The sequence below is a fragment of the Parabacteroides sp. AF39-10AC genome (assembly GCF_003635405.1).
Classification (GTDB): Bacteria; Bacteroidota; Bacteroidia; order Bacteroidales; family Tannerellaceae; genus Parabacteroides; species Parabacteroides distasonis.
Genome location: NZ_QTLP01000032.1, coordinates 1 through 13109, shown reverse-complemented (window position 1 = coordinate 13109; position 13109 = coordinate 1). Strand labels below are relative to the sequence as shown.

Sequence of the window (13109 nt, the reverse complement as noted above, 5' to 3'; positions counted from 1 at the left end):
AAATCAACATGGAAGTTAATACTACGGAGAACAAAACTTTGGAACAGGATTATAGGGATTTAGCAGGATTGTTATCTAATATCGTGGACTCGTTGCCCATCTACTTTTTCGTGAAGGATACGGGTGATAATTTCAGGTACGTGTACTCCAGCCCTTTGATGAACCAACTTTACGGACGATATCATAATGATGTGGTCGGGAAAACAGATTTTGACCTATTTCTAGATCCGGTCGTCGCCCAATCTTTCAGGGATATGGACGAGGAGGTGGTGAAAACGGGTAAGATGTAGCGTTTCGTGGAGCAAATGATCGATCCGAAAGGTATCTTGCGTACTATGGATACGATGAAACTGCTAGCGCCCCGTGAGGATAAGCCTCCTTATTTAGTAGGGATTTCATGGGATATTACAAAGCAAAGGCAGGTCGAGGAGGAGTTGCATAGCTATAATAAGCGCTTGGCGCTCGCATGTCAAGCGGGTAAGATCTACCCGTGGCTTTGGGATCTGGTAAACGGTACGGCGGAGCTTTCCTTGGAAGAAAACGGCCAGATCAAGCATGTGCAGATCACCCACGCTAGTTTTACGGAGAAGATCCATCCGGATTACCGGAAGGTCTATGAGAATATTACAACCGCTTTCATGCGGGGCGAGATCGATTCCATGCGATTCAGTTTCCCTTGTCGTTATTTCTCGGATGAGTATGTATGGCTGGAGAAGATCGGTGAGGTCTATGAGGCCGATCCGGACGGCAAACCGATCCGCTCGATCGGAATCCTTCGGGATATGACCGTCGATAAACGGCACGAGGCGGATGTGCAGGCCAAGCGTTTGGCGGAAGAGAGCGACCGGATGAAGTCCGCTTTTATCGCTAACATGAGCCATGAGATACGTACCCCTTTAAATGCCATCGTCGGCTTTTCTACCTTATTGGCGGAGAGTGACGATGAGGAGGAAAAAAAGGAATATCTGAGGATCATAGAGAGTAGCAATGAGTTTTTGTTGCAGTTGATCGGTGATATCTTGGATATCTCGAAGATCAAGTCCGGAAAGATGGAGTTTATTTATACGACCCTGCGTTTGAGTGAGATATTCGCTCCCCAGCAGCAAGCTTTCGCCTTGAGAGTGGCCCCGGGTGTAAAGGTTATCTTTGAGTCGGACGGTAATGACTATTGTATTGTGTCGGAGAAGACCCGTTTGACTCAGGTTTTGACCAATTTCCTTTCCAACGCCGTGAAGTTCACCAGCTCGGGTTCTATACGGTTTGGTTATCGTTTGACCGATGATGGTATCTATGTCTACGTAACGGATACGGGTATGGGAATCAGTAAGGAGTCTCAAGCGAGCATATTCAATCGTTTCGTGAAATTGAACAGCTTTAAGCAAGGAACAGGATTAGGGCTTTCTATCTGCAAGACGATTATTGAGAAGTTGAAAGGTAAAATCGGGGTTGAGTCGGAGGAGGGAAAGGGCTCTACATTCTGGTTTACGATACCTTGCCAACCGATGAAAGTGAAATAAGACATTCAAGTTTGGTTGGAATTTATAGGTAAATCACCTCATCCGCCAACAACCGAATCTCATCCGGATTATGTGACGTGAAAAGAATGATCCGTTCTTCTTTCATTTGCTTTTCTCGTATTCGTTCTATAATACGATGGCTTAAGGCTTCATCCAAGCCTTTGAACGGCTCGTCCATCAAAAGGAGAGGAGAAGGGTATGCCAATGCCCTAGCTATAGCGATACGTTGTTGCTGTCCGTAACTAAGCTCTTTAGGATATCGGTTCCCGAAGGGCTCCATTTCCATTTCCTGTAAGTGTTTTTGGGCAATTCGCCGGGCTTTTTCCTCCGTGAGAAAAGAGGAGAGGGGGAGGATGATATTTTCTTCTGCGGTTAGATGGGGCAGGAGTTGCGGTTGTTGGAATATGGTGGCGATTCCAAAGTGTCTTGTGGGATGTATCTCTCCTTCCGTAGGCAATAAGATACCTCCGATTAGGTTTAATAACGTTGTTTTTCCTTTGCCTGAAGGTGCGCTAATTCCATAAATAATCCCTTTTTGAAAGGAATGGGAAAAGTGCTGTATGCCATATTGGTAACTTATATCTTTCGTGTCTAAAACTGATAATGTAGGGGTGGGGATGGTCTGATCCTCATTCGCGAAAGATATTTTAGGGGTGATATCAGCGACTTTGCTAATTCCTTTATCAAAAAAGAAACTGATGAATACCGCCACGATCGTCCAAGCGAGCAGCTCAGGGACAGCGATAAAGTTTTGCGCCCTTTTCATCTCGCTTCCGATTCCGAATGCGCATTGCGACAAGACTTCTCCCATAATGATCGCACGCCAGCCGAATCCGGTGGCGGAGGCAAGCCCGCTATATAAGAATGGCTTTAGCTGCGGGTAGATGATCTGGAATAAGACATTGGAACGTTTGATATGGAACTGACGTGCCATAATGGATAGACCCGGACGTAGGTCGAGGATTCCCCGTGTCAGATTCTCTGTTAGTAGCGGGAACATGGTGAGAAAGGCGATCATCAAAGGGATGCTTTCCGGATTTAGGAATATAAGCGCCAAAAGTATGAAGGATATGACCGGGATCGAGCGCATGATGGCAAGCAGAGGTCTGAATAATTCATACACCCACTCAAAACGGGCGAATAACCCGGCCATCCCTATCGCACAAACGAATGAGATCGACATGCCTAAGACTCCCCGGAGTATAGTAGCTCCGACCGACTGATAGAAACTACCGGAGACGAGCCATTCGCAAAGTGTCCGTACGAGTCGAGGAAGTGAAGGTATCAGCTCCGGTTGGTTGGCTATAACGGCGAATAGTTGCCATCCCGCCAAGAGGATAGCGGTAGCGACTATTGTAGTGATTGTTTTTCGCAATCTCATTGTTCTTGGGGTATAAATCCGGCATCGGGAAGCCTCTCGCCGACGGCCTTGGGTTCATACTGTTCGATGAGACGTAGGAAACCCATGACGGCGTCTTTCGCCTCGATAGCTGATAAATAATAGATTTTACACCGCTCGATACTCTTAGGAGTTAAGGCCCCTTGGGCGAAGATTCCATGTTCTTCCAAAGAATGGATGGTCTCTTTCGGATATCGTACGGCTTTTTGGCAGGAGGCTCGTAAGGCATCCTCAAAAGCGGTACGATATTTCTCCATCGTCGGGGTGTATACGACCGCTGTTTGGGCGAATCCGAGGGTATCGTTGTCTGTAAAATGATTCAAGTCCGCAGTTATTCGTAAGCTGCTGTCTTTCCGTAAAGCGATGCTTAGAAACGGTTCCCCGAGCACGGCACGATTTACTTTTCCGGCTAAGATGCCTTGGGTGATTTCCCCGGCGGTATTGAAGGCGTAATTCAAAGGATAATCTAATCGTTGGCGGCCGAGATAGTACCGGGTAAGGATATCGGGAGTCGTACCGTTGCCGAATACATACAATGCCGGTTCTTTCAAGGGAGTTTTCTCAACGAGGTAAAGGGTTCCCCAGATCGGGCACCCCGCTAGTTTGATCTTGATCCCTTTATTGTACAAGTTCGCCGCATTGATCATGGGGAGTACGGCTATGTCGGTCTCCTGCTTGATCAGTAAGGCTTGCGCCAGATCGGGCGAGTCTACCACTTTAACTTGTACTTTCTTGTTATCTATAATTGGAGGATTCTCAAGCCAATCGGCGAATGCGATAACGGATGGACCACGAAGTACCGAAACCTTGATTACGGTATCTTCCGTTTGTGCGTGCCGGCAACCGGAGCAACAAAGTATGAATAGTAGAAAAATGTATTTAATCATATCTAGACCTCTATAAAACAATTAAGGATTGCCTCCCGGCAACCCCTAACCAACTTTGTTAACCTTAAATCTAATACTATTATGAAAAAATCACAGTGCAAATGTACTGTTTTCTATATATCTGTCAATAGAATAAATGCTAATTAGTGTTTTGAGGTTCATAAGAAAAGCTAAAAAGCCTTCTTTTGAGTCGCTAGGCTAACCAAAACAATCGTTATCGCCGATAATGGCAAAGCAAATAAGATCGGATCTATCGCATGCCACGGATATACATCGATCAAGACGTCTTGTCCGAATAAAGCCTTGCAAAGTCCTACCGGAGCCGCTTCCGCCTTATGAAGGAACAACATGGCGAATAAACTGGCCAAGCCTCCTACCCATAAGCTGGCCAAGGCCCCTTGCCGGGTAGCCCCTTTCCAATATAGCGAGCAGAAATAGGTAGGTAGGAATGTAGCCGCGCAAATACCCATGAACAAGGCGGTGCCTCGTGCGATAATACTCGCGCTTAGCGTATAGCAGATAACGTAGCTGACCAAGATAGAGCATAGCACGCCGATACGTACACCTAATGTAGAGTTCGGATTTTTGCTACGTCCTAGTTTGGGGAATGCGTCTGCCCCGAAAGCCGCTCCCATGGTATGAAATTGTGCGCTAAGGGTAGACATACTGGCAGAGAGAATACAAAGCATGAAAACCGCCCCGAACCACTCCGGCATCGCTTTATTGATAAATAGGGGGATGATCTTGTCCATATCTTTTACCGCCTCGGAGGCGACTACACCTTCCGTCTTGAGGAAAAACAAATTAGACAAGGCTCCCACGTGATAAATCGCCCCTACCGTGACAATCAAGAATACGCAGCCGATCAATACGCCCCTGTTGAGTTGCTTGGTACTTTCCACCATCATGAAGCGTACGACTAGTTGTGGCTGCGCTAAGCAACCGATTCCTACGCCAAGGATCAATGAGGTAACCAATGTATACCATTGTGGAGAGCCTGAGATGGGCATAGCTGTCCATCCTTGATGTCCCAAGGCCTTGAAGCGTTCGGGCACCATGGGGGCGATATCCGTCAACTTCTGGTTTGCCTCGATAAAGCCCATGTCCATGATATGGTAAAACCAAAATAGCAGGAATAGCATACAAGCGAACATGATAACCGCTTGCAACGCATCCGTATAAAGTACTCCCTTGATTCCGCCCGTAATCACGTAGGCCGCTACGATCAAGGTGAAGATCAACAAGGCCAGATGAAGGTCGATATGAAACATCTGCTCAATGAAGACGGCTCCTCCCTTCATCACCACGGCGGCGTAGAGGGGCATGCCGATGAAAATGATCGAGGCGATGAAGATCTGTATAGACCGGGACTTATAGTGTAATCCCAATAATTGCGGGAAAGTCCGTGCGTTATGTGCCTCGCCTAACTTCCGGGTCCTTCGTCCGAAAAAGATAAAGGCTACCACTACGCCCATGAACATGTTCAATAAGCAAAGCCATTGAATACCCATGCCGAACGTAGCGGCTACGCCACCGAAACCAACGATCGCCGATGCCGAGATAAAGGTCGCCCCGTAAGACAGAGCCATGATAATGGGGTTTACTTTTCGTCCGCCTAATAAATAATCACTGGCGTTTTTCGTCTGCCTGTATCCGAGATACCCTAACCAAGCGATTACAAACATGTAAATGATGACAATAATGCCTAATGTTAGCGTACTCATTTTCGTGATCCTTTAGTAGGGTTTGTTTTTTCGTCGTCTTCTTTATTCCAAGTGGTTATCCCGAACCAAATAGAAAATAGGAGGCAGGCGAACGCTAGAAGGTAAGCCAGCCAAATACCGGGGTCGCTGATTCCGAACATATATCCGTGCCTATTAAAGTTTTATTAGATCACTTTCACAGATATACTCGAGATTCTGACGGCGGATTACCTCACGGGCGCTTTCCCGGTTGTTCGTACGCAAGATCAAGATCGCTTTTTCCCGGATGGAGAAACAATACATATATTCTATGCTGATGCCCGCTTTCGTGAAATAAGATAATGTATTGGCAAAACTTCCGGCGCATGAGCTGGTTACGATCGCTAATACGTCGGTCAGGTTTGCGCTGACGTTGTTTTCTTTTAATATCTTGTATGCCTTCTGGGGATCGCTTACGATGATACGAAGGATTCCATACTCGGAGGTGTCGGCTACGGTGGCCGCGATGATGCGTATGCGCTCTTCCGCCAATAACGCTAATATCTCGCTTAATTTCCCGTACTTGTTTTCAAGGAAAATAGAAATTTGATTGACTGTCATAAGGTGTTATTTTAATTGTTTATTTAACAAAGCTTGCGATGATCTTTCACTCGTACCGCCTTGCCATCTGTGGTTGGCAAAGATCCCTTGGCTACCAGCTTGATACGTGGTGTAAGTAATAATTCGTCCTTCAACTGACGGGTGATACCTTTCGTCAAACGCTGTAAGGCTGAATAATCATCGGTGAATAGGTCGCTCAACTCTACCTCGATCAACATCTCGTCGCTGTTACCGATCGTTTCGAGGGTGATCAAGTAATTGCTGCCCAATTCCTTGAATTGCATCAATATCTTTTCGATTTGGATGGGGAACAGGTTCACACCCTTCAAAATTATCATATCGTCGCTACGTCCTTTGAAACGGGCAAGGCGTTTATGGGTACGTCCGCAAGGGCAATCGCCCGGTAAGATGCAAGTAAGGTCACGGGTACGATAACGGAGTAAAGGCATCGCCTCCCGGTTGATGGTCGTTAATACCAATTCTCCGACTTCTCCCTCGGGCACCGGTTGCAGGGTAACCGGGTCTACGATCTCTACGATCACGTTGTCTTCCCAGATATGCAAGCCGTTCTGCTCCGTACATTCGAAGGCTACACCCGGCCCGTTCATCTCCGACATACCGAAACAGTTGTAAGCCTTGACACCCAGAAGCTGTTCGATGCGTTTACGTTGTTCTTCCGAGTGAGGCTCGGCACCGATACATACGGTGTGTAGTTTGGTATCCTTTCTGGGGTCTATTCCCTCCTCATACATAACCTCGGCCAAACGAGTGGCATAGCTCGGTATGATATGTAAACAGGTGGTGCCGAAATCGGTGATGAACTTAATCTGTCGTTTGGTATTACCGGCCGCCGCAGGCACTGTCAACGCACCTAGTTTTTCTGCTCCATACTGGAAACCGAGGCCACCGGTAAACATGCCGTAGCCGGATGTATTCTGAAATACGTCCGTATCCCTTAGCCCTACCATATACATGCAGCGGGCTACTTGGTTAGCCCATTGGTCCAAATCCTTGGCGGAATGTAAGACAACGGTGGGATTACCTGTTGTTCCACTGGAAGAGTGGATACGTACGCATTTCTGTAACGGGATGGCTGCCAATCCGAACGGATAGTTATTTCTAAGATCATCTTTCGTTGTAAACGGAAGTTTTTGTAAATCTTCCAAGGACTGAAAACTGTCCGGGGTAATTCCTTTCTCTTTGAATATCTTATGGTAAAAAGGGGAGTTGCCCGCTAGTTCTATGGTTTGTTTCAGTCGTTCCAGTTGGAATTTTACCAGATCTTTACGATCCATGGTTTCTATTTCTTTCTGCCAATACATCATCGTTTTTTCAATTAGAGTGTGTTTAATTCATGAAATTAGATTGCAAATGTATCTTTTATTTTGGATAATGCCATGCTTTTGTGTCAAAATATTAGTAATGACCTTTTGAAAATAAGAATTATTAGGCGGTAAGCCGTTGTAAATAAAAAAATAATAGCTATTTTTGTCCATTACGCAATTTAACTTTATGTATGGGCCATGGGAAAATATGACCACCTTTCCAAAGAAGAGTTGATTCAAAGGATTGAGAGACTGGAAGCCGATCTGGAAAAAGCCACTTTGACACCATCCGCGAGCGATAACGAACTTGAGATGCGCCAAAGCCAGCATACGATCAACTTCTTAAATATCTTGATGGATACGATCTTGTCGAACGTATTTGTGGAGATCACGGTGAAAGATATTTTCAACGGTTTCCGGTATATCTATTTTAATAAGGCGGCGGAGGAATTTACGGGGGTCAAGGCGGAAGATATCTTAGGGAAGACGGATTTCGAGCTTTTCCCTGATTCCCGGCGGGCGCATGAGATCCGAACGGAAGATTACCATACGATCAAGACGGGACGTATGGTAAAGGAAATGGTCGAGTATGAGAAACCGAATGGAGAGGTGAGAATCGTAAATATCGTACGTTTACTGATCACGAATCCGGACCCGGGAGCCTCGCCTCTGTTATTGGTCATGCTGAATGATATCACGGAGCAACGTCAAGACCAGTTGGCGCTGATGAAAGTACAAGAGGCGGATAAGATGAAAAACGCTTTTATCGCTAATATGAGCCATGAGATCCGGACCCCGCTGAATGCTATCGTTGGCTTTGCCCATCTCGTGACGGAAACGACTAATGCCAGTGAGCAAAGGGAATACTTCTCGATTATAAATAAGAATTGCGATTTATTGTTGAAACTGATTAACGATATCCTGGATTTGTCGAAGATCGAGTCCGGTCGGTTAAACTATAACGTGTCGGAAGTTGAGTTGAGGGATATTTGCCAAGAGGCCTATGTGGTACAATCCTTGAAGATGACTTCCGATGTGGCATTATTATATAACTCGGTCGCCATGCCTTCTGTTCGTCTGTGGATCGATCCGCACCGGGTAGAACAGGTCTTGTTAAATCTCTTGTCTAATGCCATTAAGTTTACTTCCAAAGGTTTTATCTCGCTTTTTTATGAGGTGGAAGATATGTTCGTACGTGTCTCTGTCATGGATACCGGAATCGGGATATCAGAGGAAAAGCTGGAGTCTGTTTTCGAGCGTTTCGTGAAATTGGATGATTTTTATCAAGGGGCTGGTTTGGGACTACCGATCTGCAAGATGATTGTAGAGCAGTTGGGTGGCGAGATCGGTGTGCGATCTGAGCTTGGCAAAGGTTCCACTTTCTGGTTCACCTTACCATTGGTTGTTACGGATAAGGCTGTTGTGGAGAAGGATGATCCTTCTGTTTTAAGTGAATGTCAACTATATTAAATAAAAAAGAAATGAAAAATGCGGTTGTCTTTTTAGCGACAGGCTTTGAGGAAATAGAGGCCTTGGGTACGATTGATGTCTTGAGGCGTGGTGGTGTACGGGTTATGATGGTATCTATTACGGGTGACCGATTGGTGATAGGAGCTCATGATATTCCGGTAATGGCTGATTACCTGTTCGAGGAGGCGGATTTCGGTTGTGTCGATGCCTTGATTTTGCCGGGTGGAATACCCGGAAGCAACCATTTAAATGCGCATGCCCATTTGAAAGAATTAGTCAAGGAGAAAACGGAGGAAGGCGTATTAATCGGTGCTATCTGTGCCGGACCGATGGTTTTAGGTGGTCTTGGATTGCTAAAAGGGAAAAGGGCTACCTGTTTTCCTTTCTTCGAGCCAACAATGGTAGGCGCTACCCCTACGGATAATGGAGTAGAGCAGGATGGAAATATCATCACAAGCAAGGGGCCGGGTTTTATGTTTGAGTTCGGCTTGACGATCTTGAGGAATCTGAAAGATGAGGAAATCGCTTTGGAAGTGGCGGATGCCTTATTATATGACGCTTTGTTGCATGGGACAAAGCATTAATGTGCTTGAAATTAAAATCCCTTGAGAGAATGTCTCTAAGACATTCTCTCAAGGGATTTTTGTTGTAAAGAGTTTTCCCTTTCCTAAATTATTTCTGGAAAGATTTTTTCATGCGTGCGATATCTGTCAAATAGTCTTGCAGATCTTGCTCGTGTTCTTCTTCCTCAGCTAAGATATGCTTAGCGATATCACAAGTCGTGAAGTCGATGCCGTCCGTGAATTTAGCGATTTCTTGATAACGTAAGATGGCGCAACGCTCGGAAGCTACATTCTGGTTCAGAAGGCTTACTACGTCAAAGTCTGTCGGTGAATCATATTTGCATCGGGCTAATTCAAACCATTGTTTCGGATCAAGTACCGGAACTCCTTCCAATTCGATGATCCGGTCTGCCAATAATTGGGCGTGATGCCTTTCTTCCTCGGCATGTTCCTCGAATTCACCTTGTACGTCGGAACGCATGGCTCCTTCAACGACCAAGGCTCCTACCCAATATTGATAGTATGCTAGCCATTCTTCCGCTAACGCGGCGTTTAGTTGAGATAATAAATTGTCGACATCCAATTTCCCTCTTAAAATTTTGACGCTTTCTTTTGCCATAGCTGTATTAATTTAGAATTAAACGTATTGTTCGTTTTTTATAGTTCTAACAAGCTTACTAGGGCATTGTTTATTGTTTGTCAAAATTTTAACGTTATGCTGCGATTGTTACAATTTAGGTAATTCCCAAGGTGCCCGGTAATAGGCTTTCGACAAGGCGGTAGCTTCGTTATCGCCGACAAACAAATTGTTTTTATCATCCCAATGAACTTCCCGTTGAACCCGGCAGGAGATATTCGCCAGATGAGCCATCTTCGCTACACGGGCACCGATAGCGACATCGGCGTTCGGAAGCTCACGGCTTTTAATGCAGCTCAACATGTTTCCCACATGATTATAAAGTCCTTTGCCTTCTCCTTTCTTGAAAGGAACGGCTTCCATGCGGGCTACGTTATTGGATACGACCGGTATAACTTCCCAACCGGCCCTGTCGAGTACCATCGTGCCATTCTCTCCATAGAACGCTAATCCTTCCTTACGGTTATAGAGTCCGTGATTGATTCCGCAGGCGTGATCCCAGATGATATTAAAATCTTTATAGGCGTAAGTTGCCATTAAAGTATCGGGCGTCTCCATAGCGTCGTCCGGATAGGCAAACTTGCCGCCGCCTGAGAATACACGGGTGGGAAGACCTGCGTTCATACCTTCTAGGGCATAATCCAGCAAATGTACGCCCCAGTCCGACATCAAGCCTCCGGCATAGTCCCAGAAGAAACGGAAATTATAATGAAAGCGATAAGGATTGAACGGACGTTTAGGAGCCGGGCCTAGCCACATATCGTAATCCACACCGGCGGGAGCGTCGCAATCCGGTTTAACCGGAAGTGTCGGCTTGCCGTCTTGGTAAGCCCAGACCTTGACCGTACGGATCCGTCCGATATTTCCGGCTTTCAAGAAATTAGCCGCCTCGTCCCAATGCGGGTCGCTACGTTGCCATTGGCCTACCTGTACGATCCGGTTATATTTACGGGCGGCTTTTTCCATCAGGTTACATTCCTCGATCGTATTGGAGAGCGGCTTCTCTACATATACGTCTTTTCCCGCTTGGCAAGCCCAGACCGTCGGAAGGCAATGCCAATGGTCCGGCGTACCGATAATGACTACATCTACGTCTTTATTATCGATTACTCGTCGCCAGTCCTTATATAAGTGAGGTACTTTTTTCCCTGTTTTCTTCTCAACGTCGGCAGCCCGTTTGTTTAACCATTCGTCATCGACATCGCAAAGAGCCACGCATTCCGTCTCCGGATAATCAAGAAAAGTATTCAAATCCCCGTATCCCATGCTACGGCATCCTATGAGGGCTACCTTTACTTTGTTGCTAGGGGCGGTTTGTCCGTATATGGAGGAATACGATTTACCGATAAGCGGCGATAAAGTAAGTCCGGACATGATAAGTCCGGTTTTTTGCATAAAAGTACGTCTGTTCATGATATTAGTTTTTAATACTGTTATAAATATATTCCATATCCACGTGCTCCCTTACGAGGGCGGCGAGTTTGTCATACTGCTCTTCCTTAAAAGCGGCATACTCGAAAGGACCTGTAGTCGTTTCCGTGTCAAAGCCTTCAGCTAAGTTGTCCAATACGGCCGGATTATCAAGGATACCATGCATATAACTTCCCCAGCATCGGTTGTTGAGGTAATATCCGTCCGTTCGTCCGTCTTCCAGTCGGGCTACGGGCTGTTCGGGGGCGTCACCCAATAGGGTGGTTCGTCCCATATGTATTTCGTATCCTTTACAATCCTTATTCTCCGAGGAGGGGAGGAAAGCAAAGTCGCTTTGTCTCGTGATCTTCTCCTGCTCGATGACCGTGCATTGAGGCAGAAGACCGAGACCGGGAATCGCCGGGATATTTCCCTCGATACTTTCCGGATCTTCCAAGCGGACTCCCATCATTTGATAGCCACCGCAAATACCGATCACCTTTTTACCCGCTTTATGCGCCCGGATAATCGCCATCGCTATCCCATTGGCCCGCAGGCTTTGTAAGTCCGATAACGTATTCTTTGAGCCGGGGAGCAGGATGATGTCGGCTTTCTCTATCTCATCGATATTGTTGGTATAATACGGATTGAAACGGGGGTCCATCTCCAATACATCAAAATCCGTGAAATTAGACATTCGTTTCAGCAGGATGATAGCTACATTGATTTTCCCGTCTTTATAAGTGTTATTTTTCATATCCAACGCTACGGAATCCTCTTCCTCTATCTTGATATCCCGAAACCATGGAATTACGCCGACCACGGGAATCCCAGTCAATTCCTTTAATAGGTTCCGTCCTTCTTCGAATAAAGAGGCGTCTCCACGGAACTTATTGATGATAACCCCTTTCATTAACACTCGTTCCTCCGGTCGTAATAAAGCGATCGTTCCATATACAGAGCCGAATACGCCCCCACGGTCTATATCCGCAACTAAATAGGTAGAGGCTCCGGCAGCGATCGCCATCCGCATATTGGTGATATCCCGGTCTCGCAGGTTTAGTTCGGAGATGCTTCCGGCTCCTTCCAATACGATCGGGTTATAGCGAGCTTCCAGACGCTTGAAGGCTTCGATGGCTTCCTTAAATAGCTCCTCCTTCTGGTTTTGTATCCCGAAATAATCCTTGGCGGACATATTGCCGACTGGCTTTCCGTTTAATACGACTTGCGAGCTTTTATCATTTGTCGGCTTTAGTAATATCGGGTTCATATCCGTATGCGGGGAAATACCGCAGGCCTCCGCTTGTACGACTTGCGCCCGGCCCATCTCGCCGCCTTCCGGGGTAGAGTAGGAATTGAGGGACATATTTTGTGCCTTGAACGGTGCCGGTTGATAACCATCTTGCTTGAAAATACGGCAAAACGCCGCGTTAATAACGCTTTTACCCGCATCAGAGCAGGTTCCGACAAACATAATCGGTCGTAGGTGTTGCTTCATCTGTATAGATTTTATTTACACAGTGTACAAAGGTAGTATTTTTGGCCTTTTTATTAAGGAGAAGATATGAAAAAAGAAGAAGATTTTGTTATGGGCCTGT

11 protein-coding genes and 1 pseudogene are annotated in these 13109 nt (G+C 46.2%); 3 read left to right on the top strand and 9 right to left on the bottom strand.

What is annotated here, in order from left to right; genetic code table 11:
* Positions 1–8: 8 nt before the first annotated feature.
* Positions 9–1517 (top strand): annotated as a pseudogene (locus tag DW033_RS21210) (ATP-binding protein).
* 22 nt (positions 1518–1539) lie between these two features.
* Here DW033_RS21210 and DW033_RS21205 read toward each other — a convergent pair.
* The 6 genes from DW033_RS21205 to DW033_RS21185 form a co-directional block, all read right to left on the bottom strand.
* On the bottom strand, positions 1540–2898 hold the full coding sequence (locus DW033_RS21205; protein WP_122383128.1) for an ATP-binding cassette domain-containing protein: 1359 nt from the start codon (positions 2896–2898) through the stop codon (positions 1540–1542).
* Complete coding sequence (locus DW033_RS21200; protein WP_122383127.1) at positions 2895–3803, bottom strand: ABC transporter substrate-binding protein; 909 nt, start codon at positions 3801–3803, stop codon at positions 2895–2897. Before DW033_RS21200 ends, DW033_RS21205 begins: the two co-directional genes overlap by 4 nt.
* Positions 3804–3973: 170 nt before the next feature.
* Complete coding sequence (locus tag DW033_RS21195) at positions 3974–5527, bottom strand: sodium:solute symporter (RefSeq protein ID WP_008780467.1); 1554 nt, start codon at positions 5525–5527, stop codon at positions 3974–3976.
* Positions 5524–5667, bottom strand: coding sequence for a symporter small accessory protein (locus DW033_RS25380; protein WP_333558132.1), 144 nt, complete (start codon positions 5665–5667; stop codon positions 5524–5526). Before DW033_RS25380 ends, DW033_RS21195 begins: the two co-directional genes overlap by 4 nt.
* A 13-nt stretch (positions 5668–5680) precedes the next feature.
* Positions 5681–6106, bottom strand: coding sequence for a hypothetical protein (locus tag DW033_RS21190; RefSeq protein WP_005856397.1), 426 nt, complete (start codon positions 6104–6106; stop codon positions 5681–5683).
* Between the two features lie 23 nt (positions 6107–6129).
* Positions 6130–7431: a phenylacetate--CoA ligase family protein gene (locus DW033_RS21185; RefSeq protein ID WP_005856399.1), complete on the bottom strand. Its 1302-nt coding sequence runs from the start codon at positions 7429–7431 to the stop codon at positions 6130–6132.
* Positions 7432–7629: 198 nt separating this feature from the next.
* Between DW033_RS21185 and DW033_RS21180 the strand changes: the two genes are divergently transcribed.
* Together DW033_RS21180 and DW033_RS21175 are read left to right on the top strand one after the other, a co-directional pair.
* Positions 7630–8901 (top strand): ATP-binding protein, encoded by a 1272-nt coding sequence (locus DW033_RS21180; RefSeq protein ID WP_005856401.1) that lies wholly within the window; start codon positions 7630–7632, stop codon positions 8899–8901.
* 11 nt (positions 8902–8912) lie between these two features.
* Positions 8913–9485, top strand: a complete 573-nt coding sequence (locus DW033_RS21175) for a DJ-1 family glyoxalase III (RefSeq protein WP_034527480.1) — start codon at positions 8913–8915, stop codon at positions 9483–9485.
* An 88-nt stretch (positions 9486–9573) separates the two neighbouring features.
* Here the strand turns inward: DW033_RS21175 and DW033_RS21170 are convergent, their stop codons facing one another.
* The 3 genes from DW033_RS21170 to DW033_RS21160 all read right to left on the bottom strand — a co-directional run bounded on the left by DW033_RS21170 (position 9574) and on the right by DW033_RS21160 (position 13009).
* On the bottom strand, positions 9574–10083 hold the full coding sequence (locus DW033_RS21170; protein ID WP_005856408.1) for a ferritin-like domain-containing protein: 510 nt from the start codon (positions 10081–10083) through the stop codon (positions 9574–9576).
* Positions 10084–10191: 108 nt separating this feature from the next.
* Positions 10192–11514 carry a Gfo/Idh/MocA family protein gene (locus tag DW033_RS21165; RefSeq protein ID WP_008780470.1) on the bottom strand — a complete coding sequence of 441 codons (1323 nt, stop codon included), beginning with the start codon at positions 11512–11514 and terminating at the stop codon, positions 10192–10194.
* A gap of 4 nt (positions 11515–11518) precedes the next feature.
* The gene (locus DW033_RS21160; RefSeq protein WP_008780471.1) at positions 11519–13009 is read right to left on the bottom strand and encodes a cobyric acid synthase; all 1491 of its coding nucleotides are present in this window, start codon (positions 13007–13009) and stop codon (positions 11519–11521) included.
* Between the last annotated feature and the right edge of the window lie 100 nt (positions 13010–13109).